Raw genomic sequence first — 26,430 nt, forward strand, 5'->3', positions numbered from 1 at the left:
TCGGCTCGTGAGGCGGTGCAGTGGCGCGAGATGTTACCGATGGGTAATGAGCCGCCGTGCCCACCGGTCGGGCGGTCGGGACGGGCGGTCAGTGCGCGGTCGGTGCCGGCTCGACGAGCTCGACGAGGACGCCGCCGGCGTCCTTGGGGTGCACGAAGTTCACCCGGCTGTCCGACGTCCCGCGCCGGGGGGTGTCGTAGAGCAGTCGCAGGCCGCGCTCGCGCAGCGTCGCGCTGACCGCCTCGACGTCGGCCACCCGGAAGGCCAGCTGCTGCAGGCCCGGGCCGGAGCGGCCGATGAACTTGGCGATCGTCGACTCGGGGGTCAGCGGCGCCAGCAGCTGGATGCGGGTCTCGCCGTCGCCGACGGCGAGCATCGCCTCGCGGACGCCCTGCTCCTCGTTGACCTCCTCGTGCACCGAGTGCACGCCGAAGGCCTGGGCGTAGAAGGCCAGCGCCTCGTCGAGGTCCGGGACGGCGATACCCACGTGGTCGATCGTGGTGAACAGCTCGGCCGGCAGGCCGGTGCGCGGGTCGGTGGTCACGGCGGCATCCTCCCGGACCAGACGTCTGAGACGACAGGTGGGGGCGCCACACAGACACGTGGGCTCCCCGCACACCGGTGCGGGGGTCTCCGCACGAGCCGTTGCTGCTCGCCGACCACGGGGCATGAGCGTTCCCCGGTCCCGGGAACGGAGTCCCTGGCGCCCACCCGGTCGGCACCACCCGACGCGACTGAGACCCTCGTCACGCTCGGGTCCGTGGGGAGGCCCACGTCCTATCCTCGGCTGGAGATGGACGTCGTGTCCCCATCGTGGTACGGCGGCACAGAACCGCGGTCGCCAGCGTCGGCGACCCGCCCCTGGAGGCAGATATGTCCCGTTCGGTCATCGTCAGCGGCGCCCGCACCCCCATGGGGCGGCTGCTCGGCTCGCTCAAGGACTTCTCCGCCGCCGACCTCGGCGGCGTCGCCATCAAGGCGGCGCTGGAGCGGGCCGGCATCTCCGGCGACCAGGTCGAGTACGTGATCATGGGTCAGGTGCTGCAGGCGGGCGCCGGCCAGAACCCGGCCCGTCCCGCGGCCGTGGCCGCCGGCATCCCGATGACGGTGCCGGCGATCACCGTGAACAAGGTGTGCCTCTCGGGCCTGAGCGCCATCGCGCTGGCCGACCAGCTCATCCGCGCCGGCGAGTTCGACGTCGTCGTGGCCGGTGGCCAGGAGTCGATGACCCAGGCGCCGCACCTGCTGCCCGGCTCCCGCACCGGCACCAAGTACGGCGACACGAAGCTGGTCGACGCGATGGCCCACGACGGGCTGTCGGACACCTTCGACCAGGTCGCGATGGGCGCGCTGACCGAGCAGGCCAACAGCCGCTACGACCTGACCCGCGAGGAGCAGGACGCGTTCGCCGCGGAGAGCCACCAGAAGGCCGCCCGCGCCGGGAAGAACGGCGTCTTCGACGAGGCGATCACCCCGGTGCTGATCCCGCAGCGCAAGGGCGACCCGATCGAGTTCCGCGACGACGAGGGCGTCCGCGCCGACACCACGGTCGAGACCCTGTCGCGGCTCAAGCCGGCCTTCGCCCAGGACGGCACGATCACCGCCGGCACTGCCTCGCAGATCTCCGACGGCGCCTGCGCGGTCGTCGTCATGAGCGCGGAGAAGGCCGCCGAGCTGGGCATCACCCCCATCGCCGAGATCGGCGCGCACGGGGTCGTCGCCGGCCCGGACGCCACGCTGCAGAGCCAGCCCTCGCGTGCCGTCCAGAAGGCCTGCGCCCGCGAGGGCATCGAGCCCGCGGACCTCGACCTGGTCGAGTTCAACGAGGCCTTCGCCGCCGTCGCCCTCGTCTCCACGCGGGAGCTCGGGATCGACCCCGAGAAGGTGAACCCCAACGGCGGCGCGATCGCCCTGGGCCACCCGATCGGCATGAGCGGTGCGCGCATCGTGCTGGACGTGGCGCTGGAGCTGCGCCGCCGCGGTGGCGGCGTGGGTGCTGCCGCGCTGTGCGGCGGCGGCGGTCAGGGCGACGCGCTGATCCTGCACGTGCCCGCGAAGGCGTGACCTCGGAGGGCTCCGTCGTCCCCGCGGACGCGCTCGGCACAGCCGTCCGGACGCCCGGCCCCGCCGCCCGCCGTGGGAGGCGGGGCCGGCGCGCCGTTGACGTCCCGGACCTGGTCGCCCGCGCCCGGGGCGGCGAGGCCCGCGCGGTGGCGCGGCTGATCACGCTGGTCGAGGACGCCAGCCCGGCGCTGCCCGAGGTCGCCGCGGCGCTGGCCCCGCACACCGGGCACGCCCAGGTCGTCGGCCTCACCGGCCCGCCCGGCGTCGGCAAGTCCACGACGACGACCGCGCTGGTCCGCGCCTACCGCGCCCGTGGGCTGCGGGTCGGCGTCCTCGCCGTCGACCCGTCGTCCCCCTTCTCCGGTGGCGCGCTGCTCGGCGACCGGGTGCGCATGCAGGACCACGCCGGGGACGAGGGCGTCTACATCCGCTCCATGGCCTCCCGCGGCCACCTCGGCGGCCTGGCCTGGGCCACCCCGCAGGCGCTGCGGGTGCTCGACGCCGCCGGGTGCGACGTCGTGCTGGTCGAGACCGTCGGCGTGGGCCAGTCGGAGCTGGAGGTCGCCTCGCTCGCCGACACCACGCTGGTGCTGCTCGTGCCGGGCATGGGCGACGGCATCCAGGCCGCCAAGGCCGGGATCCTCGAGGTCGCCGACGTCCTGGTGGTGAACAAGGCCGACCGGGACGGCGCCGACCAGACCGTCCGCGACCTGCGCTACACGCTCTCGCTCGGCGGACGGCACGACCTCCCCGGCGCCTGGCGCCCGCCGATCCGCCGCACGGTGGCCGCCTCGCACACCGGCATCGACGAGCTCGTCGAGACGATCGGGGAGCACCGCGCGTGGCTGGGGTCCTCGGGGGAGGGGCACCGCCGCCGGGCGGTCCGCGCGGCACGCGAGATCGAGGCGATCGCGCTGGCCGGGCTGCGCGAGCGGATCGGCGACGTCCGCGGCTCGGCGGCGCTGGGCACCCTCGCCGAGCAGGTGGTGGCCGGGGAGAGCGACCCGTTCCGCGCCGCCACCCTGCTCCTGGAGCAGCTGTGGAGCTCTGCTCGCGCGGGTCTGCCCGGCTGAGGGCACGATGGCGAGGTGAACGGGAAGCCGGACGCCGTCGTCGTCGGGAGCGGGCCGAACGGGCTGGCCGCGGCCCTCCGGATGGCCGCGGCCGGGCTGCGGGTGCAGGTCGTCGAGGCGGCCGGACGCCCGGGCGGCGGGATGCGCACCGAGGAGCTCATGCGGCCGGGCTACCGGCACGACGTCTGCTCGATCGTGCAGCCGATGGCCGCCGCGGCACCGTTCTTCCGCGAGTTCGACCTGGCCAGCCGGGGTGTCCGCCTCGTGCAGCCGGAGGTCAACTACGCGCACCCCCTCGACGGCGGGGGCGCCTCGGTGGCCCACCACTCGCTGGAGGAGACCGCGGCCGGCCTCGGGCCGGACGGTCCGGCCTACCGCCGGCTGTTCGAGCCGCTCGTGGCACACGGTCAGGACGTCGTCGACTTCTTCCTGACCAGCCGGCTGCGCCGGCTCCCGACCCGCAGCGTGCCGCAGATCGTGCACTTCGGCCTCAACGGGCTGCCCAACGTGCGCTGGCTGGCGCACCGCTACTTCGAGACCGAGGGTGCCCGCGCGCTGCTCGGCGGGGCGGCCGCGCACGGGATGCTCGACCTGACCCGACCGCTGACCTCCGCGCTGGGGATGCTGCTGACGATGCTGGGCCACCACGTCGGCTGGCCGCTGGTCGAGGGCGGGTCGCAGAACCTCGCCGACGCGATGGTGACCGCCCTGGAGCAGCAGGGCGGCGAGGTGGAGACCGACCACCTGGTCACCGACCTGCGCGAGTTCGACGGCGTCCCGGCCGTGCTGCTGGACACGACGCCGGAGGCATTCGTGACGATGGCCGGCGACCGGGTGCACGAGGGCTACCGCCGCTGGGTGGACCGGTACGAGCACGGAGCCGGCGTCTTCAAGGTCGACTGGATCCTGTCCGAGCCGGTGCCGTGGACCAACCCCGACGTGCGACGGGCAGGGACCATCCACGTCGCCGGCACGCTCGAGGAGACGATCGAGGGCGAGCGGGCCCCCAACGAGCGGAGGTCCACCGACCGCCCGTACGTGCTCGCCGTCCAGCCGACCGTGCCCGACCCGACGCGCGCTCCCGAGGGCGGGCACGTCTTCTGGGCCTACGTGCACGTGCCGCACGGCTCCGACATCGACATGACCGCGGCCATCGAGGACCAGGTCGAGCGCTTCGCACCGGGCTTCAAGGACACGATCGTCGACCGGGTCACCAAGAACGCCGTCCAGATGGAGGCCTGGAACCCCACCTACCTCGGCGGGGACATCTCCAACGGCCAGGCGTCGCTGCGGCAGATGCTGGCCCGGCCGGTGCCGCGCTGGAACACCTACAAGACCCCGGTGCAGGGCGTCTACCTCGCCTCGTCGGCGACCCCGCCGGGGCCGGCCGTGCACGGTGCCTGCGGCGACAACGCGGCGCAGGTCGCGCTGCGCGAGGTGTTCGGCCTGCGGCACGTACCGCCGCTGCGCCCCGCCCCTCGGTAGCCGCCTGACCGCTCGCTCGGTTGCGTCGAGATGCGGTTCGTGGCTGCCACTGGGGTCGCTGGAGCAGCACTCAGGCGGATGTCGGCGTGGCCAGCGCAGCGGCGATGCGCGCCAGCAGCTGTGCCGGTCGGTGCACGTCTGCCGCCGTCACGAAGACGACCCGCCAACCGGCTGCGGTCAGCCGGTCGAGGCGTGTCCGGTCCCGGACGACGTTCTGCGGCTGGCCGTGCCAGGCGCCCTCGTACTCGACGGCGAGGCGTTGCTCGGGCCAGGCGAAGTCGACCCGGGCCACGAAACGGCCGTTGATGTCGCGGACCGTGTGCTGGGCGACCGGCGGCGGGAGGGTGGAGGCGAGCAGGACCAGCCGCAGTCGCGTCTCCTGCGGTGACTCGGCGAGACCGTCCGCGCGGGCCGCGGCCTCGCGGACTCGACGGCATCCCCGGCCGGTCGCCGCCACGGCAGCGCTCCGGACGTCGGCGAGGCCGACCAGGCCGGTCTGCACCAAGGCATCGAGGGCGACCACGGCATCCACGGGCGGTAGGGTCCGGGTCAGGTCCGGTGCCGTGCGCAACGGGTTGGTCACTGGTACCCCGAGGGTGCGGGTCACGTCGTCGGCCGGCAGCGCCCGCCTGCTCACGCGGACACCGGGAACGGCGCCTCCACGACACGCCGACGGGACGGTGACCTCGACATCGTCCTCCGGTGTCTTCGTGTCGACGCCCCAGAGCGCGGCGGCACTGCGCCCGCTGGCGACTGCGCCGGGCAGCAACAGACGCGTGACTGCCAGAGCGCGGAGAGTGTGGGTGACCTGAAGTCCGGCGCAGGCGTAGACGTCGGGGTACAGCCGCTGCCAGGCCGAGCTTCTCAGCTGTGCCCGGGTGAGCAGCCCCTCGCGGACGACGGATGAGCCGCAGAAGACGCGACCGCGCAGCGGAGCGGGTGAGGAAGGGAGGCGGGGCACCGGAGGACCCTGCCGCACCAGGGCGCAGTCGCCGGCCCCTGTCCACAGGCCTCGTCGAGATGCGGCGCAGCGTGGCTTCCCGGGCGCGGGAGAGAGCCCCAGGACGCATCTCGACGACGCGCGAAGCCACCCCCGTAGCCTGTTCAGCCATGGTCCGTCCGCTGGGGTTGCCGTTCGATCCCATCGCGCGCGCCGGGGAGTCCTGGGAACAGCGCTTCGGCCCGGCCGCGGCGATGCGGGCCGCGACGTCGGTCTTCCGGGTGCAGCAGATCCTGCTCGCCCGCTTCGACGAGGCGCTGCGGCCGCACGCGCTGACCTTCGCCCGCTACGAGGTGCTGGTGCTGCTCACCTTCAGCCGCACCGGCGAGCTGCCGCTGAAGGTGATCGGCAGCCGGCTGATGGTGCACCCGACCAGCGTCACCAACGCCATCGACCGGCTGGTCGCCGCCGGCTACGTCGACCGCCGTCCCAACCCCGCCGACGGGCGCGGCGTCCTCGCGGCGATCACCGACCGCGGCCGCGCCGTCGTCGAGGAGGCGACCGCCGCGCTGACCGCGCTGGACTTCGGGCTCGGCGACGTCCCCGACGACGAGTTGGACACGCTGTTCACCATCCTCGAGCGGGTCCGGCGGGGCGCCGGCGACGTGGCGGACGACGCGACCGCGGCCGGCTGACCGGCCGCCGCGGCACCCCCGACACCGTCTCCGCAGCGGTGGGATGATCGAGGTCATGCAGCCCACCCGTCCCGGACGCCCCGACCCGCGCGCGCAGGCCCAGCAGGCCCAGCTGGCCGCCTCCCTCGCCGGCGCGGTCGACCTCGCTGCCGTCAAGGCCCGCTCCGAGGCCGCCGCTCGGGCGCAGGCGGCGCCGCCGCCCGGCGCCGCCGGCCCGGCCGGCGCCCCGGGGGCCGCGGTCGTCGACGTCACCGAGGAGACCTTCCAGGCCGAGGTGCTCGACCGCTCCTTCCAGGTGCCGGTCGTGCTCGACCTGTGGGCCGAGTGGTGCGGGCCGTGCAAGCAGCTGTCCCCGGTGCTCGAGCGGCTGGCCGCTGAGGGCGGCGGCTCCTGGGTCCTCGCCAAGGTCGACGTGGACGCCAACCCCGCGCTCGCCCAGGGCCTGCGGGTCCAGGGCATCCCCGCGGTCAAGGCGGTCTGGCAGGGCCAGCTGGTCGCCGAGTTCACCGGCGCGATCCCGGAGGAGCAGGCGCGGCAGTTCGTCACCGAGCTGGTGCGCGCCACCACCGGTGGCGCGGTCCCGGACGCCGGCGACGACGCGCCCGCCGAGGCCGAGGACCCCCGCCTGGACGCCGCCGAGGCCGCGCTCGAGCGCGGTGACCTGACCGCGGCCGAGGCCGCCTACCAGGCGATCCTCGACGCCGAGCCCGACCACCCGGTCGCCGGTCTCGCGCTGCGCCAGGTCCAGCTGTTCCGCCGCGCCGACGAGGCCGGCCCGGACGCGCTGGCCGCCGCCGACGCCGCGCCGGACGACGTCGCCGCGCAGGCCCGGGCCGCGGACTTCCTGCTCGGCACCGGGAACGTCGAGGGCGCGTTCGAGCGGCTGCTCGACGTCGTCCGCCGGACCACCGGGGACGACCGCGACCAGGCGCGCCGGCACCTGGTGGAGCTCTTCGGCGTCGTCGGCGACCAGGACCCGCGGGTCGCCGCAGCCCGCCGCCAGCTCACCCTCGCGCTGTACTGAAGAAGGACCCCCTGCCCCCCCGCCACTCGCGAGCTCGCGGCGGGACCCTGCAGGGGGCCGGCGGTCCCGGACTGGACTGCCGCGGGGGACTGCAGGGCCTCAGACGCCGACGTCGCAGGCGGCGGCGCCCTCGAAGAAGCCGTTGCGGAACAGGTCGACCAGCTGGAAGCCGGTCAGCGAGACCTCGGGCACGACCGACGGGTCGGTCCCGTAGGTCAGCAGGAACTGCACCGCCTCGTCGATGTCGCCGGGGGAGATGTCGGCGGCCCGCAGCTCGTTGTCGAAGAAAGCCGACGAGAACCAGCCGGTCAGGCAGACCGACGACCGGATGGCCTCCTCGTCGTCGGTGGACAGCCCCAGCTGGTCGCGCGCGGCGAGCGCGTAGGGCAGTGACGCGGCGGTGATGACGGCGTAGTCGGCACCGCCGAGCTCCTCGTAGGCCGGGCCGACGAGGTCCTGCACGTCGTAGCCGACGAGGTCCTCGTCGGCGCAGAACACCAGGTCCAGGTCGTCGGCGGCGCAGGTCGGCGGGCTGCCCTCGAAGGGCTCGAGCTGCGGCGCGGTGAACGTCTCCCGGAAGACCCGGTCGAACGCGAGGCCCCAGAACTCCGGCAGGGCGTCGGCCGCGATCTGCTGCGCCTGGCCGAACGGCGCGTTCCCGCCGCTCGCTGCCTCGGTGGCCGTCGAGAAGGCGCCCTGGGTGTAGGGGCGCTCGGCGGAGAAGTTCTCGCGGCAGGCGGTCGGGCCGGTCTGGAAGCCCTCCTGGAACGCCGAGATGCGGTCGAAGTAGGAGCCGTGTGCCGCCTCGGTGTTGATGCTGGTGCCCACGGGGTCGCGCAGCAGCAGGTAGCCGCGCAGCACCTCGTCGAGCTCCGGGGCGCGGATCTGCGTGTGCTCGCTCTGCCCGTCGGCGACCCACGCCGTCCAGGCGCCGGCGAAGCAGTCGGCCTGGGTCTCCACGGAGATGGAGTAGTCGGGGTAGCCGACCCGACCCTGCACCGCGTGGCCGAACTCGTGGGCCATCACCAGCGCGGGGATGAACCGGCCGTACTGCTCGGCGAGCTCCTGGAGGAAGGCGCGGTCGTAGCTGATCGAGTCGGAGTTCGGCACGTCCGGGGCCTGGCAGTAGAAGGCGTTGCCCTCGACGTCACGCGGGTCGGAGCCGCAGCCGATGCCCTGGGGGAACGCGCCCGGGTCGACGTCGTTCGGGTCGACGCTGAAGTAGCCGCCCTGGAGGGGGATGAAGTCCTGCCCGAACACGTCGGGGAACTGCTGGGCCCAGTAGGCCTCGAGGTCGGCCAGGGCGTTGCGCGTCAGGGTGTCGATCGGGCCGTCGGTGGCGCCGACCACCTGCAGCTCACCGGAGGGGATGTCGGAGGCCGGGGGCTGGGCCGCACTGGGCCGGCCGACGACGGCGACCGAGCAGCCGGACACCAGCAGCAGCGCGGCCGCGGCGAGCAGGGCCACGGCCGCGCGGCGCAGGGAGGAGGCAGGCATGTCCCTCGGATCGTCCCATCGTGGCGGCGCCGTCGCCCCCGGAGCTGCAGGTCCGTGGGCGACGACGCGGCCCCCGTGACGCACTGGAACGGCCTTCCTGCAGGGCCCCGCAGGCCCCGTCCGGAGGCTCACCCCGAGCTTGCGAGGAGTGAGAGGGACGGGGTCCTTCATCGAGTGGTGGGGGCAGGAGGGCCCTTACTCGTGCACGAACCAGACGGTGCCCAGCGGCGGGACGGCGAGGGTGGCCGAGTACGGCTGGCCGTGCCACGGCTCCTCGACGGCCTCGACGCCGCCCATGTTGCCGACCCCGGAGCCGCCGTAGCCCTCGGCGTCGGTGTTGAGCACCTCGCGCCAGGTGCCCGGCCGCGGCAGACCGACGCGGTAGCCGTGGTGCGGGCTGCCGGAGAAGTTCGCGACGCAGGCCAGCGCCGGGACCTCCCCGCTGTCGCCGTCCGCACCGTCGCCGGTGGCCGTCGCGCGCCCGTAGCGGAGGAAGGACAGCACGTTGCCCGAGGCGTCGTTGGCGTCGATCCACTGGAACCCGGACGGGTCGACGTCCAGGGACCACAGCGCGGCGGTCTCCCTGTAGCGGGCGTTGAGGTCGGTCACCAGCTGCAGGACGCCGCGGTGCGCGGGGTCGTCGAGGTGCCACCAGTCCAGGGAGCGGCTCTCGGCCCACTCGGCGTCCTGGGCGAACTCCGAGCCCATGAACAGCAGCTGCTTGCCGGGGTGGGCCCACATGTAGGCGAGGTAGGCGCGCAGGTTGGCCAGCTGCTGCCACCGGTCGCCGGGCATCTTCCGCAGCAGCGAGCCCTTGCCGTAGACGACCTCGTCGTGGCTGATCGGCAGCACGTAGTTCTCGGAGTAGGCGTAGATCATCGAGAACGTCAGCTGGCCGTGGTGGTAGCTGCGGTGCACCGGCTCCTTGGACATGTAGGCCAGCGAGTCGTGCATCCAGCCCATGTTCCACTTGAAGCCGAAGCCCAGGCCGCCGAGGTGGGTGGGCCGGGTGACGCCGGGCCAGGCCGTCGACTCCTCGGCGATGGTGACCACGCCGGGGACCTCGCGGTACACGGTGGCGTTCACCTCCTGCAGGAACGCCATCGCCTCGAGGTTCTCCCGCCCGCCGTGCACGTTGGGCACCCACTCGTCGCGCGAGTAGTCCAGGTAGAGCATCGAGGCGACCGCGTCGACCCGGATGCCGTCGACGTGGAACTCCTTGCACCAGTACAGCGCGTTGGCGACCAGGAAGTTGCGGACCTCCGAGCGGCCGAAGTCGAAGACGTAGGTGCCCCAGTCCAGCTGCTCGCCGCGGCGCGGGTCGCCGTGCTCGTACAGCGGGGTGCCGTCGAAGCGGGCCAGCGCCCACTCGTCCTTGGGGAAGTGCGCCGGCACCCAGTCGACGATGACGCCGATGCCCGCCTGGTGTGCCCGGTCGACGAGGTAGCGCAGGTCGTCGGGGCTGCCGAAGCGGGAGGTCGGCGCGTAGTACGAGGTGACCTGGTAGCCCCACGAGCCGCCGAACGGGTGCTCGGCCAGCGGCATGAACTCGATGTGGGTGAAGCCGTGCCCGACGACGTAGTCGACCAGCTCATCGGCCAGCTGGCGGTAGGACAGGCCCTGCCGCCAGGAGCCCGCGTGCACCTCGTAGACGCTCATGGGCCGCTCGTGCCAGCCGCCGCGGGCCCGCTCGGCCAGCCACGCGTCGTCGTTCCACTCGTGCGTGGACTCGGTGACGATCGAGGCGTTGAGCGGCGGCACCTCGGTCTCGAAGGCCAGCGGGTCGGACTTGTGCCGCCAGACGCCGTCGCGGCCGAGCACGTGGTAGCGGTACTTCACACCCACGGGGACGCCGGGGATGAAGACCTCCCACACACCGGAGGAGCCCAGCGAGCGCATCGGGTAGGCGCGGGCCTCCCAGTAGTCGAAGTCGCCGGTCACCCGCACGCCCTGGGCGTTGGGCGCCCAGACGGCGAAGGAGACGCCCTCGACCTGACCGCGCGGGGTGTCGTAGCGCCGCACGTGCGAGCCGAGCACCTCCCACAGCCGTTCGTGCCGGCCCTCGCGGATGAGGTGCTGGTCGAGCTCGCCGACGGTGGGCAGCCAGCGGTACGGGTCGTCGACGACGAAGGTGTTGCTGCCGTCCGCCCCGTCCCCGTAGGTCACCTCGACCCGGTAGTCGCCCGGCTGCCCGGGCAGGTGGGCCTCGAAGACGCCGCCGTCGTGGATCCGGCGGGCGTCGTGGCGGGAGCCGTCCTCGTCGACGACGGTCACCGAGACCGCGTCGGGGCGCAGGGTGCGCACCACCCAGCCCTCGCGGGCGGGGTGCGCGCCGAGCACGCTGTGCGGGGCGTAGGACCAGCCGTCGACGACGGCGCGCAGCTGCTCCTCACCGACCTCGGCGGGCGCCTCCTGGTGGGCCAGGCCCTCCTGGGCGGGCTCCTGCCCCTCGGGGACGGTCGCCGCCGCCACCTCCGGCCCCGTGCCGGCCGCTGTCCCCCCGACGGGCGCGGTCGCGGTGGGCGCGGTGTCGGTGGGCGCGGTGTCGGTGGGCGTGGTCCCGGTGGGCGTGGTCCCGGTGGGCGTGGTCCCGGTGGGCGTGGTCTCGGTGGAGGTGCCGCCGTCCTCGTCCGGCGCCTGCGGGGTGTTCGGCTCCGCGGGGTCGGGGTTCGGGGGCTCGGGCTGGCCCGCCGGGGCGCCGGTCGGGCTGCCCGGCTCGGCGATCGGCGCGGGGGCAACCACGGGCGCGGCGGTGCCGCCCTGCTCGGCGACGACGTCGGCCTGGGCGGCCTTCGTGCGCGGTGCGCGCTTGGTCGCCTTCTCCGCCGGCGCCGCAGCGCCGGCTGCTGTCTTCTTCGCGGTCGTCTTGCGGGCGGTCTTCTTCGCCGCCGTTCCCCCGGCTGCGGTCGCCTTCTTCGCGGGCGCGGCCTTCTTGGCCGCGGGGGCCTTCTTCGCCGCGGCCCGCTTGCGGGCCGGGGCGGCGTTGACGACCGGCCCCTCCACGGCCGCCTCGGCCGCGGCGGTCCTCTCCTCGACGACGGCCTGGAGCTCTTCCCGCGTCGCGGGCGGCTGACCGCCGGTCAGGGGTGAGTCGGTGGTGCGCTCGGTCTCGTCCGGGGATGTCATCGCTCGCCGTCCTCTTCGGTGCCGATGTGTCGGTGGTCGTGCCTCGCGCGTCAGCCCGCGGCGGTGAGCCGTGACAGCGACTGCAGCGGGATGATCAGCCAGTTCGGGCGGTTGCGCGCCTCGTAGACGCACTCGTAGACGGCCTTGTCCGCCTCGAACGCCCGCAGCAACGGGCTGTTGCCGCAGGCGTCCATCCCGCTCGCGGCCGCGTAGCCCGCGCAGAAGGCGCTCCGGTTGCGCTCTGCCCACTCCTGCGCGCGGTAAGCACGTTGCTGATCACCCGGCTGCTCCACGAGCATGTGCCGGGCGGCGTAGTCAAAGCTGCGCAGCATGCCGGCGACGTCGCGCATCGGGCTGTCGGGCTCGCGCCGCGAGGCCAGCGGGCGGGCCGGCTCGCCCTCGAAGTCCAGCACGATCCACCCGGTCGCGGTGCGCAGCACCTGGCCCAGGTGCAGGTCGCCGTGGACCCGCTGGCGGACGACGGGCTCGGGGCTCTCGGCCACCGCCGCGTAGACCGCCCGCAGCCCGTCGGCGTGCTCGGCCAGCTGGGGCACGACCTCGATGGCGGCGTCGAGCCGCTCGTTCATCTGCCGCGCGACCGTGCCGAACCAGGCCGGGTCGGCCTCCTCGGTCGGCAGCACCCGCGCCATGTCGGCGTGCACCGAGGCGGTCGCGGCGCCCAGCCGCTCGCTGTCGGCGGCGAAGTCCCCGCCCACCTCGTCGGCGTGCAGGTCGCCCTCGGCGTAGAGGTCGCGCACGCTGGCGGTGGCCAGCCGCCACCCGTCGCTGGCGTTGGGCACGAAGGTCTGCAGCATGAAGACCGTGGCCGGCGGGGTGTCGGCGTCCCGGTCGTGGTCGATCTCGGCGTGGCCGAGCAGGGGTGCGATGTGCGGGTTGTCGGTCCGGCGCAGGGCGCTGTGGACCTCGACGTCCGGGTTCAGGCCGGGCTCGAGCCGGCGGAACAGCTTGAGGATGGCCTCCTGCCCGTAGACCAGCGAGGTGTTGCTCTGCTCGGTGGAGATGACGTCGCCGGGGAGCCCGACCGGGATCTCGGCCCCCTCGCCCGGGACGAACCGCATCGGGCCGATGGTCGCCCCCTCGGCGAGGTGGGTGAGCCAGCTGGCGGTCGCCTCGCGGTCGCGCATCGCGTCGTAGGCGTAGTTCTCGCCGTTCTCGTGCGGGACCGTGCCGATGAGGGCCGCGGTCAGCTCCTCCACGGGGTGGTCGCGCCAGGACAGCGGCACCAGGTAGGTCTCTCTGACGCCGTCGGCGTAGGTGACCGTCACCCGGTGGATCGACAGCACGGGGTGGGACCGGTCGAGGAAGAAGCTCTCCTCCGCGACGTCGGCCCACTCCCGTCCCTTGCCGCCGAACCAGCGCTGGGACGGCATCCACTCCTGGAGCAGTCCGGTCAGGACGTTCATCGGGGTCCTCCCGTGTCAACCGTGCCACCCGGAGGCGGTTCCTCCCCGGTCCCGACGAGGCCCGCGGCCAGCAGGCTGTCGGCGACCGAGGTGTCGTCGGTCTCGGCGGGTTCCTCCACCGGCTCGGCGGGCTTGGCCAGCTCGAACCAGTAGAAGCCGTGGCCGGCCAGGGTGAGCATGTAGGGCAGGACGCCGATCTGGGGGAACTCCACCCGCCCGGTGAGTTCCACGGGCGTGTAGCCCTCGAAGCGGCGCAGGTCCAGCTCCACCGGCTGCGGGAACCGGGAGAGGTTGTTGACGCACAGCACCACGTCGTCGCCGAACTCGCGGACGAAGGAGAGCACCGTCGGGTTGCGCGAGCCGATCTCGGCGAAGGTGCCCAGACCGAAGGTCGGGTGCTGCTTGCGGACGTGGATCATCTGCCGCAGCCAGTGCAGCATCGAGTTGGTGTTGCGCAGCTGGGACTCGACGTTGGTGACCTGGTAGCCGTAGACCGGGTCCTGGTTCAGCGGCAGGTTCATCCGCTGCGGGTCGGCGGTGGAGAAGCCGCCGTTGCGGTCCGGCGTCCACTGCATCGGCGTGCGGACGCCGTCGCGGTCGCCGAGCCAGATGTTGTCGCCCATGGCGATCTCGTCGCCGTAGTAGAGGACCGGCGAGCCGGGCAGCGAGAGCAGCAGCGCGTTGAACAGCTCGAGGGTGTCCATGTCGTTGTCCAGCAGCGGCGCCAGCCGGCGGCGGATGCCGATGTTGGCCTTCATGCGGGGGTCCTTGGCGTACTCCGCCCACATGTAGTCGCGTTCCTCGTCGGTGACCATCTCGAGGGTCAGCTCGTCGTGGTTGCGCAGGAAGATGCCCCACTGGCAGTTGTCCGGGATGGCGGGCGTCTGGGCCATGATCTCCGAGATCGGGAACCGCTGCTCTCGCCGGACGGCCATGAACAGGCGCGGCATCACCGGGAAGTGGAAGGCCATCTGGCACTCGTCGCCGTCCTCACCGAAGTACTCGACGACGTCGGCCGGCCACTGGTTGGCCTCGCACAGCAGCACGCGGTCGGGGTAGTCGGCCTCGACCACCTTGCGGACGTGCTTGAGGAACTCGTGGGTCTTGGGCAGGTTCTCGCAGTTGGTCCCCTCCTCCTCGTAGAGGTAGGGGACGGCGTCGAGCCGGAAGCCGTCGATGCCCAGGTCCAGCCAGAAGCGCAGGGCGTCGATGATCGCCTCCTGCACCCGCGGGTTCTCGAAGTTGAGGTCGGGCTGGTGGGAGAAGAACCGGTGCCAGAAGTACTGCTTGCGCACCGGGTCGAAGGTCCAGTTCGAGCTCTCGGTGTCGACGAAGATGATCCGCGCGTCGGCGTAGCGGGTGTCGTCGTCGCTCCACACGTAGAAGTCGCCGTAGGGGCCCTCGGGGTCGCTGCGGCTGGCCTGGAACCAGGGGTGCTGGTCCGAGGTGTGGTTCATGACGAAGTCGATGATCACCCGGATGCCGCGGGCGTGGGCGGCAGCGAGGAACTCGGTGAAGTCCTCGATGTCGCCGAACTCGGGCAGCACCGCGGTGTAGTCGCTCACGTCGTAGCCGCCGTCGCGCAGCGGCGAGGCGAAGAACGGCGGCAGCCACAGGCAGTCGACGCCGAGCCACTGCAGGTAGTCCAGTTTGTCGATCATGCCGCGGAGGTCGCCGACGCCGTCGGCGTTGCTGTCGGCGAAGCCGCGGACGAGCACCTCGTAGAAGACGGCGCGCTTGTACCACTCGGGGTCGGTGCCGGGGGCCGGCAGCGCCGACGGCACGCCCGGGGAACGGGCCTCGGGGCGGCCGGCGGGGGAGTCGGGGACGGGAACGGTCATGACGGGGAGTCGCCCTCGGTTCTGCGGGGAGCGGGTTGGCGGCCCCCTTGCAGGTTCCCGCCGCGAGCCTGCGAGTGGCGGGGGGCAAGGGGGTCCTTCATCAGGAGACCGGCGGCGGCACCTGGACCTGCCGGGGGTACGTGATGGAGAAGACGTGCGCCGGCTCCCGGTAGGGGTCGAGCTCGACGTAGTTGAACTGGCCCCAGTCCCAGCTGTCACCGGTCAGCTCGTCGGTCACGGTGAACCGCTCGTACCAGTCCAGGCCGAGTGCCGGCAGGTCCAGGGACGTCGTCCCGATCTGGGTGTGGTGGCTGGAGAGGTTCACCACCACCAGGACGGCGTCCTGCGAACCGGGGTCGGTCTTGGAGAAGCAGATGAGGTTCGGGTTGTCCACGTGGTGGAACCGCAGCGTGCGCAGCTGCTGCAGGGCCGGGTGGGCGCGGCGGATCTCGTTGAGCCGGCGCAGGTAGGGCACGAGGCTGCGCCCGGAGGACTCGGCGGCGCCCCAGTCACGCGGCCGCAGCTGGTACTTCTCGCTGTCGAGGTACTCCTCGCTGCCGGGGCGCACCGCGACGTGCTCGAAGAGCTCGTAGCCCGAGTAGACGCCCCACGTCGGGCTCATCATCGCCGCCAGGGCGGCGCGGATCCTGAACATCGGCGGGCCGCCGAGCTGCAGTGACGCGTGCAGGATGTCCGGGGTGTTCACGAAGAAGTTCGGCCGCATGTAGTGGCAGTTGGCGGCCAGCTCGCGGCCGTACTCCTCGAGCTCGCCGCGCTCGGTGCGCCACGTGAAGTACGTGTAGGACTGCGTGTACCCGATGCGGGCCAGCTGGTGCATCATCGCCGGCCGCGTGAACGCCTCGGCGAGGAAGAGCACGTCGGGGTGGGTCTCCTTGACCGTCCAGATCAGCCAGTGCCAGAAGTTCAGCGGCTTGGTGTGCGGGTTGTCGACGCGGAAGATGCGCACCCCGGCGTCGATCCAGACCCGGATGACCCGCAGGCACTCGGCGTAGAGGCCCTCGGGGTCGTTGTCGAAGTTGATCGGGTAGATGTCCTGGTACTTCTTCGGCGGGTTCTCCGCGTAGGCGATGGTCCCGTCGGGCTTGGTGGTGAACCACTCCGGGTGTTCCTTCACCCAGGGGTGGTCGGGCGCGGCCTGCAGCGCGAAGTCCAGCGCCACCTCCATGCCCAGCTCACGGGTGCGCTCGACGAAGGCGCGGAAGTCGTCCATCGTGCCCAGCTGCGGGTGGATGGCGTCGTGCCCGCCCTCGGCGCTGCCGATGGCCCACGGCGACCCCGGGTCGTCCGGCCCGACCTCGTGCGGGTTGCCGCCGGGGTACTGCGGGGAGTTCGGGCCCTTGCGGTTGACCGTGCCGATCGGGTGGATCGGCGGCAGGTAGACGACGTCGAAGCCCATGTCGGCGATCGCGGGCAGCCGCTCGGCGGAGGTGGCGAAGGTGCCGTGGGTCGCCCGGCCGTCGACCACCGGGCCGGTGGACCGGGGGAAGAACTCGTACCAGGAGCCGAACAGCGCCTGCGGGCGGTCGACCCACACCTCGTACTCCGGGCCCGGCGTGACCAGCTCGCGCACCGGGTGGTCGTGCAGGTAGCGCTGCAGCGCCTCGGCCAGCGCCGGGGCGACCCGGGCCGGCAGCTCGCGGGAGGTGTCGCGCAGGGCCGCGGCGGCCTCGGTCACCCGGTCCCGCCAGTCGTCGTCGGCCTCGGTGGCCACCCGGTCGAGCAGCCGGGCGCCCTCCTCCAGGTCGTTGGCGAGCTCCTCGGCGCCCTGGCCGGCCGCCATCTTCACCTCGACGGCGTGGTGCCAGGTCGACAACGGGTCGCTCCAGGCCTCCACCCGGTAGGTCCACCGGCCCTCGCGGTCGGGGACGACGCTGGTCAGCCAGCGATCGGGCTGGTCGCCGAAGCGCTCCATCCGGTACAGCGGCCGCGCGGCGCCGTCCCCACCGGGCGGGGTCCAGACGACGTTCGCGGCGACGGCGTCGTGGCCCTCGCGGAAGACGGTCGCGGTGATCGGGAGGTGTTCGCCGACCACGGCGCGCGCGGAGAACGTGCCGCAGGACACGACGGGGGCGACATCGGTGATGCCGAGGCGGAGATCAGCGCGGCCAGTCATCCGGGCCACGCTATCGAGGGCGTGTCGGGTGAGCACATCGGCCGCCGAGGCGTGCCGCTCCTGCTGCGGGACGGGCGGGACGGACGGGCGACCGGGACGTCGGCTGGCCATGACTCATCCTGGCCCGTCGGGCGGTGCACCGCTCTGGCGGCCCCAGTGACCGTCGCTAGTCTCGGCCCGTGCGCGCACTCCGTCGGTTCACCGTCCGGGCATCGCTCCCCGAGGAGCTGTTGCCGCTGTCGCAGCTGGTCACCAACCTCCGGTGGTCCTGGCACGCCGAGACCCGCGACCTCTTCGAGGCGCTGGACCCCGAGCTGTGGCGGACCTGCAACGGCGACCCGGTGCAGGTGCTGGGCGAGGTCTCGGCCGAGCGGCTGGCCACCCTCGCGCGGGACCGGCGGTTCGTGCGCCGGCTGCAGGACGTCGTCGACGACCTGGAGGAGTACCTGTCGGCGCCGCACTGGTACCAGTCGCTGGGGGAGGGGGCGCCGGCGACGGTCGCCTACTTCTCCGCGGAGTTCGGCATCACCGAGGTGCTGCCGCAGTACTCCGGCGGCCTGGGCATCCTCGCCGGCGACCACCTCAAGGCCGCCTCCGACCTCGGCGTCCCGCTGATCGGCGTGGGGCTGCTGTACCGGGCCGGCTACTTCGAGCAGGGCCTGTCGGCCGACGGCTGGCAGCTGGAGCACTACCCGTCGCTGGACCCGCACGGCCTGCCGCTGAAGCTGCTGCGCCAGCCCGACGGCACCGCCGTCGTCATCAACGTCCCGCTGCCCGAGGGGCGCACGTTGTTCGCGCACGTGTGGCGGGCCCAGGTCGGCCGGGTGGCACTGCTGCTGCTCGACAGCGACATCGAGGAGAACACGCCGGCCGAGCGCGGGGTCACCGACCGCCTCTACGGCGGCGACGAGGACCACCGGCTGCGCCAGGAGATGCTGCTCGGCATCGGCGGCGTGCGGGCGCTGCGCGCCTACTGCCAGCTCACCGGGACGCCGGCGCCGGAGGTCTACCACGCCAACGAGGGGCACGCGGGCTTCCTGGGCATCGAGCGGATCCGCGAGCTCACCGAGTCGCACGGGCTGTCGTTCGCCGAGGCGCTGCAGGCGGTCCGCGCCGGCACGGTGTTCACCACCCACACCCCGGTGCCGGCCGGCATCGACCGTTTCCCGCGGGCGCTGATCGAGCGTTACTTCGCCGGCTTCGGCGTCCCGCTGGAGCAACTCATCCCACTCGGTGCCGAGGCCGACCCGGCGAAGTTCAACATGGCGCACATGGGCCTGCGGCTGGGCCAGCGCGCCAACGGCGTCAGCCGGCTGCACGGGCACGTCAGCCGGCACATGTTCAACTACCTGTGGCCGGGCTTCGACGAGGGCGACGTGCCGATCGGGTCGATCACCAACGGCGTGCACGCGCCCACCTGGACCGCGCGCGAGCTGGTCGAGATGGGCACCCAGGTCAGCAGCCAGGGCGACCCGGTCGACGTCGAGGGCCCGGTGCACTTCGACGGCGTCGACCGCATCCCCTCCGGCGAGCTGTGGAGCACCCGCCGGATGCTGCGCGGCCGCCTGGTCGAGGAGGTGCGCCGCCGGCTGCGGGACACGGCGCTCTCCCGCGGCGCCGCGGAATCCGAGGTGGGGTGGACCGACAGCGCGTTCGACCCCGACGTCCTCACGATCGGCTTCGCCCGCCGGGTGCCGTCCTACAAGCGGCTGACCCTCATGCTGCGCGACCCCGAGCGGCTGCGGGCGCTGCTGCTGGACCCCGAGCGCCCGGTGCAGCTGGTCATCGCCGGCAAGAGCCACCCGGCCGACGACGGCGGCAAGCAGCTGATCCAGCAGATGGTGAAGTTCGCCGACGACCCCGGGATCCGGCACCGCATCGCCTTCCTGCCCGGCTACGACATCGGCATGGCCCGCTACCTGTACTGGGGCTGCGACGTCTGGCTGAACAACCCGCTGCGCCCGCTTGAGGCGTGCGGCACCTCGGGCATGAAGGCCGCGCTCAACGGCGGGCTGAACCTCTCCATCCGCGACGGCTGGTGGGACGAGTGGTTCGACGGCCAGAACGGCTGGGCCATCCCCACCGCCGACGGCGTCGCCGACCCCGAGCGCCGCGACGACATCGAGGCGCGGGCCATCTACGAGCTGCTGGCCACCCAGGTGATCCCGCGCTTCTACGAGACCGACCGGGACGGCGTCCCCAGCCGGTGGGTCGAGATGGTGCGGCACACGCTGCGCGAGACCGGCCCCAAGGTGCTGGCGACCCGGATGGTGCGCGACTACGTGCAGCAGTTGTACGTGCCGGCCGCCCGTTCCGCCCGGGCGATGGCCGAGTCCGGCTACGGCGCGGCCCGCACCGAGGCCGGCTGGCGCGCCAGGCTGCTCGACCGCTGGAGCACCGTGCGGGTGGCGCACGTCGAGGCCACCGGCGCCGGCGACACCCCGGAGATCGGCTCGACGCTGGCGCTGCGGGCGGAGGTGGAGCTGCCCGGGCTCACGCCGTCCGACGTCGAGGTGCAGGCGGCCTACGGGCGGGTGGACGACGCCGACGGCCTGCACGAGGTGACCACGCTGCCCATGGCGCACGAGCACACCGACGGGTCGCGGCACTGGTTCACCGCCACGGTCCCGCTGGAGCGCACCGGTGCCTTCGGGTACACGGTGCGCGTGCTGCCGCACTCCGAGCACCTGGCCGACCCGGCCGAACTGGGGGTCGTCGCGAGCGCTTGAAGAAGGACCACCCTTCCCCCCACGCCTCCCACGCTCGACGCGGGACCCTGAAGGGTGGCCGTTCCAGCACCTCCCTGGACCGGGACGGGCCTCGGGGGGCACATCCGTCACGCCGGTCGCAGGGGTCCCGCCGGCCCGTCAGGTGATCGGCGTGGCGGGGAGGACCGGTCACCCAGGCGGGTGAGTCGGCTCTAGGCTGGACGCCATGCCCGACCGCTGTGAAGTCCTGCCAGGCGACTCCGTCGTCGCCCGACGAGGAGGCGGCCTGCTGTGGGTGGACGCCCCCGGCTCGCCGGCCCTGGTCGCCGCGCTGCACGCCTGCCTGGGGGTGTCCGGCCCCGGCGCGGAGCGCGTCCTCGGGGCGGTCGCCGGGCAGGTCTCCGCGCTCGCTGGCAGCTCGGCCTCCTTCGCGCTGGTCCTCGTCGACACCGCGGGCGGCTCGGGCACCGGGGTCGCGCTGTGGTCCGGCAAGGGCCAGCCGGCCGTGGACAGCGTCCCGGTCTCGGGCTCGTCGGTCGACGGCTGCACCCTCGCCAGCGGCTTCCAGCTCGGCCAGACCCTCTACGTCGGCCCCGGCCAGCCGGTGCCCTCCATGCCGCCGGGCGTCGCCTACGACCTGGTCGAGGGCACGGTCCCCGGCTCGGGCGCGATGCTGCAGCTCGCCGCGGTGGCGCACCCGTCGTCGGCCGCCGCCCCGCAGGCCGCGGCGTCGTCGTTCACCGCGGGCTCGGACGCCGGCTTCGGCAGCGCGGGCTCCTCGGGCTACGGCGCGACGGCCGCCCCCTCGCGGCCGCAGGAGGACGAGGGCGAGGCGACCGCCTTCTGGAAGCCCGACACCGCGCCCGCCCCGGTGCTGCGCTTCGACGACGGCCTGGTCGTGACCGTCGACGAGGACCTGGTGCTCGGCCGCCGTCCGGACAACCACGAGCTGGTCACGGCGGGTTCGGCGCGGCCGGTACCGATCGCCGACACCCAGAACGTGCTCTCCTCCGCGCACGCCGCGATCCAGCGCAACGGCCGCGAGGTGTCGCTGGTCGACCTGGGCTCACTCAACGGCACCCACGTCGCCGGCCCCGAGGCCACCGAGTGGACCCAGCTCGAGCCGGGCGTCGCCCACCCGCTCTCCGACGGCGACCGGTTGCTGCTGGGCTGGACGGTCATCACCTTCGAGCAGCAGCCCGACTGAAGAAGGACCCCGTCCTCCTCACCCCTCGCACGCTCGGGGTGAGCCTCGGGACGGGGCCGCCCTGCCCCCACGCCTCGCACGCTCGGCGCGGGTCCCTGCAGGGGGGCCGTTCCAGTACGTCACCAGGCTCGGGGTGAGCCTCGGGACAGGCCGCGGGAGCCCCGGTCCGTGCGGACCGGGGCTCTCGGCGTCCTGGGCGGGTCGGGTCTCCCGACTACCGCCGTTCCGCCTGCTCCCGCGCCGTTGCACCAGCGCGACTGCGGCAGGAACCGCGCGGGAGTCGCGCGAGCCGGCCGTCGCCGGCGCTCCCCGCGCTGTGCCGGCGCTGCAGCACCCGTGAGGCACGGGGGCCCCGGCAGCGGAGTCGACGGCGGCACCCGCCGCGGTGTCACGGCCTCCGGAGGACGCGCAGCAGCCAGACGCAGCGGGGCGGCACCTCGATCGGGCCGGGCGCGACCACGCTCGGACGCGGCGGCGCGCCGGTGGACCACTCGGTCGAGACGACGAACTGGTAGCCGTCGGCCCACGGGGCACCGGGCAGGTGCACGGTGACCGGCTGCGCGCCGGCGTGCAGCTGCACCAGGTAGGAGTCGTCCTGCACCGGCCGGCCGCGCTGGTCGCGGTGCCGGATCCCGCGGCCGTCGAGGTACATCCCGATCGTCTGCAGGTCGTTGTCGAACCAGTCGCCGGTGTCCAGCTGCGCGCCGCCGGGGGCGAACCAGGCCAGGTCGCGGGTGCCCCCGGTGTCGGCGACCTCGTGGCCCTCGAAGAAGGCCTCCTGCCGCAGCACCGGCGATTCCCGGCGCAGCCGCAGCAGGCGGGCGACGAAGGCCCTCAGGTCCTCGTCGACATCGGCCCAGTCCAGCCAGGAGATCTCGTTGTCCTGGCAGTAGGCGTTGTTGTTGCCGCCCTGGGTGCGGCCCAGCTCGTCGCCGGCGGTGAGCATCGGGACGCCGGTCGACAGCAGCAGCGTGGCCAGGTGGTTGCGCACCTGCCGGGCCCGCAGCGCGCAGACCTCCGCGTCGTCGGTCGGGCCCTCCACGCCGCAGTTCCAGTTCCGGTTGTGGCTCTCGCCGTCCCGGTTGTCCTCGCCGTTGGCCTCGTTGAGCTTGTGCTCGTAGGTGACCAGGTCGGCGAGGGTGAAGCCGTCGTGGGCGGTCACGAAGTTCACGCTGGCGAAGGGACGGCGGCCGTCGGAGCGGTAGAGGTCCGACGAGCCGGTCAGCCGGTAGGCCAGGTCGCGGACCCCGACGCGGGCGCCGGACCACACGTCGCGGACGGTGTCGCGGTACCGGCCGTTCCACTCGGTCCACAGCGGCGGGAAGTTGCCCACCTGGTATCCGCCGGGGCCGACGTCCCACGGCTCGGCGATGAGCTTCACCTGGCTGACCACCGGGTCCTGGTGGACGACGTCGAAGAACGCCGAGAGCCGGTCGACGTCGTGCAGCGAGCGGGCCAGCGCCGCGGCGAGGTCGAAGCGGAAGCCGTCGACGTGCATCTCGGTGACCCAGTAGCGCAGCGAGTCCATGAGCAGCGCCAGCACCTGGGGACGGCGGACGTCGAGGGTGTTCCCGCAGCCGGTGTAGTCCTGGTAGCGGGAGGGCTCGCCCTCGCGCAGCCGGTAGTAGCCGCCGTTGTCGATGCCCTTGAACGACAGCGTGGGGCCGGTGTGGTCGCCCTCGGCGGTGTGGTTGTAGACGACGTCGAGGATGACCTCGATGCCCGCGGCGTGCAGCGTCTTGACCATCGCCTTGAACTCGGTGACCTGCTGCCCCGCCGTCCCTGCGGAGCTGTAGGCCGCGTGCGGGGCGAAGTAGCCCAGCGTGTTGTAGCCCCAGTAGTTGGTCAGCCCGCGGCGCAGCAGGTGCGGCTCGCTGACGAAGTGGTGCGCCGGCAGCAGCTCGACGGCGGTCACGCCGAGGGACTGCAGGTGCTCGACGAACGCGGGGTGGGCCAGCCCGGCGTAGGTGCCGCGCAGCGCCGGGGGGACGTCGGGGTGGCGGACCGTCGCGCCCTTGACGTGCACCTCGTAGATGACCGTGTCCGACCAGGGGGTGGCTGGGGAGCGGTCGCCGTCCCACGGGAAGGCGTCGCGGACGACGACCCCGCGCGGCACGTACGGCGCGGAGTCCCGCGGGTCGGGGCCCTCGCCGCCCTCGTACCGGAAGCCGAACAGGGCCGGGTGCAGGGACTGGTCGCCGTCGATGGCGCGGGCGTAGGGGTCCAGCAGCAGCTTGGCCGGGTTGTACCGCTGTCCGGACCTGGGGTCCCAGCCGCCGTGCACGCGGTAGCCGTAGCGCTGGCCGGGGCTGACGCCGGGCAGCCGGCCGTGCCACACCTGGTGGGTGTTCTCCTGCAGCCGGTGCCGGTGCTCGGTGCCGTCCTCGTCGAACAGGCACAGGTCGACCGCGTGCGCGCCGGCCGACCACAGCGCGAAGTTGGTGCCGGTGCCGTCCCAGTGGGCACCCAGGGGGGCGGGTCGGCCGGGCCACACCTCGTACTCGTCCGGGCTGCTGCGCACGCCGGCGATCCTGTCAGCCCCGGCCCGGTCCGGGTCGCAGCGGCGCGGGTGCGGTCCGGGTTGGTTGGATGGGGGCCGTGTCGAGCGAGTCGGTCGTCGAGATGCAGGGTGTGGACGTCGTCCGGGGGCAGACGTACCTGCTGCGCGGCATCGACTGGACGGTCGATGCCGACCAGCGCTGGGTGGTCCTCGGCCCCAACGGTGCGGGCAAGACGACGCTGCTGCAGCTGGCCGCGGCGCAGATGCACCCCACCCGCGGGGTGGTCACGCTGCTCGGGGAGACCCTCGGGGCGGTCGACGTCTTCGAGCTGCGGCCGCGCATCGGGCTGACCAGCGCCGCGCTGGCCCAGCGGATCGAGCCCGGCGAGCGCACCGGCGACGTCGTCCTCTCCGCCGGGTACGCGGTGGTCGGCCGCTGGCGGGAGCGCTATGACGTCCACGACCTCACCCGGGCGGCGACGCTCATGCAGCAGTGGGGCGTGACCCCGATGGCGCACCGCCCGTTCGGCACGCTCAGCGAGGGGGAGCGCAAGCGGGTGCAGATCGCCCGCGCGCTCATGCCCGACCCGGAGCTGCTGCTGCTCGACGAGCCCGGCGCGGGGCTGGACCTCGGTGGCCGCGAGGACCTGGTCAGCCGGCTGACCGACCTCGCCGCCTACGCGTACGCCCCGGCACAGGTGCTGGTGACCCACCACGTGGAGGAGATCCCGCCGGGCTACACCCACGCGCTGCTGCTGCGCGGTGGGGAGGTCGTCACGGCCGGGCCGCTGGAGCAGGTGGTCACCCAGGAGGCGCTGTCGGAGACCTTCGGGCTGGCGCTGCAGGTGCAGCGCGCCGATGGGCGCTGGACCGCCCGCCGGGCGGCGTAGGTGAAGGTCCTCCTCCCCACCCCTCGCAGGCTCGGGGCGGTGCCCTGGAGGAGGCCGACACCGGCAGCCCGCCGCCGTGCCGGTGCGCCGGCGGTCGTGGCGGCGGTGGCCCTGGCGCTCGGGGTCGTCGTCCAGCTGCTGCCACTGGTGCTGTTCCCCACTGTGCTCAGCCAGGACGGCCCGGCGCACGTCGCCGGGGCCTGGGTGCTGCTGCACTCCGGGGACGACGGCGCGACCGGCGCGGTGCTGGCCGAGCACTACCGCACCGACCTGACGCCGGTGCCCAACATGCTGGCCACGCTGCTGCTGGCCGGGCTGGCGCCCCTGGCCGGGCCGGACGGCGGGGAGAAGCTGCTGGTCGCCGGGCTGGTGCTCGGGCTGGTCGGCGCGCTGGCCGGCGTGGTGCGCGCCCTCGACCGGCGGGCCTGGTGGCTGGCCGCGGCGGCGCTGCCCCTCGCCGGGAGCCACCTGGTGGCCTACGGCTTCTACAACTTCGTGCTCGGAGTGATCGGGGCGCTGCTGGTCCTCGCACTGGTGCTGCGCCGCCGGGACGGGTGGCGGTTCCCCGCGGGAGCGGGCCTGGCCGGGCTGCTCGTGCTGACCTGGAGCGCGCACCTGCTGCCGTGGGTGTTCGCGGCCGGCAGCGCGCTGACCTTGGCGGGGGTGCGCGCCACCGGGGCGGTCCGCGGTGGGCAGCCGGTCCCCGCCGCCGCTGGCCGGCACGTCGTCCCGGTGCTGCTGGCCGTCCTGCCGTCTGCCGCGCTGACCGCCGGCTACCTGGCGACGGGGGAGGGGCCGCCGGCCGAGGGCCACCCCGTGGCGACGTCGCGGCGGCTCGGGGAGCTCGTCACCGGCCTGCGGCCGTTCGTCACCGGCTGGGGCGCGGAGCGGCTGCCGGCCCTGCTCACCGTCGTCGTGCTCGCCGTCCTCGCCGCCGCGGCGCTGCGGCGGGCGCGGCCGGGCGGCCCCGGGCTGGGGCCGGAGCGGATCGCCCTCGGGCTGCTGCTCGCCGGCGTCACGGCGGTCTACTGGCTGACGCCGGACCGCCTGAGCGCCGACTTCGGCTTCCTCGCCGCCCGGCTGGCCTGGTTCCCCCCGCTGCTGCTGGTGCTGTGGGCGGCCACCCGCGCCCCGGGCCCGCGCGCCGGCGCCGCCGCGGCCGTGCTCCTGGTCGCCGCGGCCTCGTCCGCCGCGTTCACCCGGCTGCCCGCGGAGTCCGCGGCGGCCGACGAGGTGGCCGAGCTGCTGGCGCTGGCCGAGCACATCCCGCCGGGCTCGACGATCGCCGTGCTGCAGTACGACCGGTCGGTCGTCTCGCCCGGCACCGGCTTCCCGGACCCGCTGCGCCACGAGTCCAGCCGACTGGCCGTCCGTGCGGGCGGCGTCGACGTCGGCCACTACGAGGCGGTGCACGACTACTTCCAGGTGCGCTTCGACGGGCCGCCGTACCTGCGGCAGCGGCTCGACGCGGACCCGCAGCTGCGGGGGCTCGAGCGCATCCCGCCGGTGGTCGACCTGCCCGCGGTGCGCGGTGACCTCGACGCCGTCGTGGTGCTCGGCCTGGACCGGGCGGACCCCGACGTGCGGCGGGCCGCGGGCACCCGCGCCGTCACCGCAGAGCTGTCGGCCCACTACACACAGGTGGCGACCTCGCCGTCCGGCCTGGGGGTGCTGTGGCGCGCCGACCCGGCATCCGGTCAGACTGCAGGGGGCGGCAGCGCGGCCGCCCCCACGGGCTGACCCCGGGTTCCGCTCCAGGAGCACCGGGGTATCGCCGTCCTGTCGTGCCGGGGGGTCGGCACGACGGACAGGACCCGGGAGC

The 26,430-nt window shown here is 73.8% G+C and carries 17 protein-coding genes; 9 read left to right on the forward strand and 8 right to left on the reverse strand.

What is annotated here, in order from left to right; genetic code table 11:
* Positions 1-88: 88 nt before the first annotated feature.
* Entirely contained in the window at positions 89-544 is a 456-nt protein-coding gene (gene mce / locus ACWIX7_RS18355) for a methylmalonyl-CoA epimerase (RefSeq protein WP_091212636.1), read from the reverse strand.
* 329 nt (positions 545-873) lie between these two features.
* On the opposite strand from mce, the gene ACWIX7_RS18360 reads away from it, so the two are divergent.
* Genes ACWIX7_RS18360 through ACWIX7_RS18370 form a run of 3 tightly spaced genes read left to right on the forward strand, consistent with a single transcriptional unit; the run spans position 874 to position 4,622 of the window.
* Entirely contained in the window at positions 874-2,064 is a 1,191-nt protein-coding gene (locus ACWIX7_RS18360) for an acetyl-CoA C-acetyltransferase (RefSeq protein WP_448617853.1), read from the forward strand.
* On the forward strand, positions 2,061-3,137 hold the full coding sequence (gene meaB, locus ACWIX7_RS18365) for a methylmalonyl Co-A mutase-associated GTPase MeaB (RefSeq protein ID WP_448617854.1): 1,077 nt from the start codon (positions 2,061-2,063) through the stop codon (positions 3,135-3,137). Before ACWIX7_RS18360 ends, meaB begins: the two co-directional genes overlap by 4 nt.
* A 15-nt stretch (positions 3,138-3,152) precedes the next feature.
* Positions 3,153-4,622 carry a phytoene desaturase family protein gene (locus ACWIX7_RS18370; protein WP_448617855.1) on the forward strand — a complete coding sequence of 490 codons (1,470 nt, stop codon included), beginning with the start codon at positions 3,153-3,155 and terminating at the stop codon, positions 4,620-4,622.
* A gap of 70 nt (positions 4,623-4,692) precedes the next feature.
* Here ACWIX7_RS18370 and ACWIX7_RS18375 read toward each other — a convergent pair whose 3' ends face one another.
* Entirely contained in the window at positions 4,693-5,259 is a 567-nt protein-coding gene (locus ACWIX7_RS18375; RefSeq protein WP_448617856.1) for an endonuclease domain-containing protein, read from the reverse strand.
* A gap of 473 nt (positions 5,260-5,732) precedes the next feature.
* Here ACWIX7_RS18375 and ACWIX7_RS18380 point away from each other — a divergent pair, with 473 nt between their 5' ends.
* Both ACWIX7_RS18380 and ACWIX7_RS18385 read left to right on the forward strand, forming a co-directional pair.
* A complete protein-coding gene (locus ACWIX7_RS18380) occupies positions 5,733-6,257 on the forward strand; it encodes a MarR family winged helix-turn-helix transcriptional regulator (protein ID WP_448617857.1) in 525 nt (174 codons plus the stop codon).
* A 55-nt stretch (positions 6,258-6,312) separates the two neighbouring features.
* Positions 6,313-7,281: a tetratricopeptide repeat protein gene (locus tag ACWIX7_RS18385; RefSeq protein WP_448617858.1), complete on the forward strand. Its 969-nt coding sequence runs from the start codon at positions 6,313-6,315 to the stop codon at positions 7,279-7,281.
* A gap of 99 nt (positions 7,282-7,380) precedes the next feature.
* Here ACWIX7_RS18385 and ACWIX7_RS18390 read toward each other — a convergent pair whose 3' ends face one another.
* The 5 genes from ACWIX7_RS18390 to ACWIX7_RS18410 form a co-directional block, all read right to left on the reverse strand.
* Positions 7,381-8,778: a neutral zinc metallopeptidase gene (locus ACWIX7_RS18390; protein WP_448617859.1), complete on the reverse strand. Its 1,398-nt coding sequence runs from the start codon at positions 8,776-8,778 to the stop codon at positions 7,381-7,383.
* A 195-nt stretch (positions 8,779-8,973) separates the two neighbouring features.
* Positions 8,974-11,904: a 1,4-alpha-glucan branching protein GlgB gene (gene glgB / locus ACWIX7_RS18395; protein WP_448617860.1), complete on the reverse strand. Its 2,931-nt coding sequence runs from the start codon at positions 11,902-11,904 to the stop codon at positions 8,974-8,976.
* 50 nt (positions 11,905-11,954) lie between these two features.
* On the reverse strand, positions 11,955-13,328 hold the full coding sequence (locus ACWIX7_RS18400; protein WP_448617861.1) for a maltokinase N-terminal cap-like domain-containing protein: 1,374 nt from the start codon (positions 13,326-13,328) through the stop codon (positions 11,955-11,957).
* A complete protein-coding gene (gene treS, locus ACWIX7_RS18405) occupies positions 13,325-15,169 on the reverse strand; it encodes a maltose alpha-D-glucosyltransferase (protein ID WP_448617862.1) in 1,845 nt (614 codons plus the stop codon). Before treS ends, ACWIX7_RS18400 begins: the two co-directional genes overlap by 4 nt.
* A gap of 100 nt (positions 15,170-15,269) precedes the next feature.
* Entirely contained in the window at positions 15,270-17,303 is a 2,034-nt protein-coding gene (locus ACWIX7_RS18410; protein ID WP_448617863.1) for an alpha-1,4-glucan--maltose-1-phosphate maltosyltransferase, read from the reverse strand.
* Positions 17,304-17,482: 179 nt separating this feature from the next.
* Here ACWIX7_RS18410 and glgP point away from each other — a divergent pair, with 179 nt between their 5' ends.
* On the forward strand, positions 17,483-20,032 hold the full coding sequence (gene glgP / locus ACWIX7_RS18415) for an alpha-glucan family phosphorylase (protein WP_448617864.1): 2,550 nt from the start codon (positions 17,483-17,485) through the stop codon (positions 20,030-20,032).
* Positions 20,033-20,237: 205 nt separating this feature from the next.
* On the forward strand, positions 20,238-21,218 hold the full coding sequence (locus ACWIX7_RS18420; protein WP_448617865.1) for an FHA domain-containing protein: 981 nt from the start codon (positions 20,238-20,240) through the stop codon (positions 21,216-21,218).
* Positions 21,219-21,606: 388 nt separating this feature from the next.
* On the opposite strand, the gene glgX is transcribed toward ACWIX7_RS18420, so the two are convergent.
* The gene (glgX, locus tag ACWIX7_RS18425) at positions 21,607-23,739 is read right to left on the reverse strand and encodes a glycogen debranching protein GlgX (protein ID WP_448617866.1); all 2,133 of its coding nucleotides are present in this window, start codon (positions 23,737-23,739) and stop codon (positions 21,607-21,609) included.
* Positions 23,740-23,807: 68 nt separating this feature from the next.
* Here glgX and ACWIX7_RS18430 point away from each other — a divergent pair, with 68 nt between their 5' ends.
* Positions 23,808-24,608 carry an ABC transporter ATP-binding protein gene (locus ACWIX7_RS18430; RefSeq protein ID WP_448617867.1) on the forward strand — a complete coding sequence of 267 codons (801 nt, stop codon included), beginning with the start codon at positions 23,808-23,810 and terminating at the stop codon, positions 24,606-24,608.
* Positions 24,609-24,647: 39 nt separating this feature from the next.
* Positions 24,648-26,348 carry a hypothetical protein gene (locus tag ACWIX7_RS18435; RefSeq protein ID WP_448617868.1) on the forward strand — a complete coding sequence of 567 codons (1,701 nt, stop codon included), beginning with the start codon at positions 24,648-24,650 and terminating at the stop codon, positions 26,346-26,348.
* Positions 26,349-26,430 lie beyond the last annotated feature (82 nt).

The organism is Geodermatophilus sp. URMC 65 (assembly GCF_053502545.1).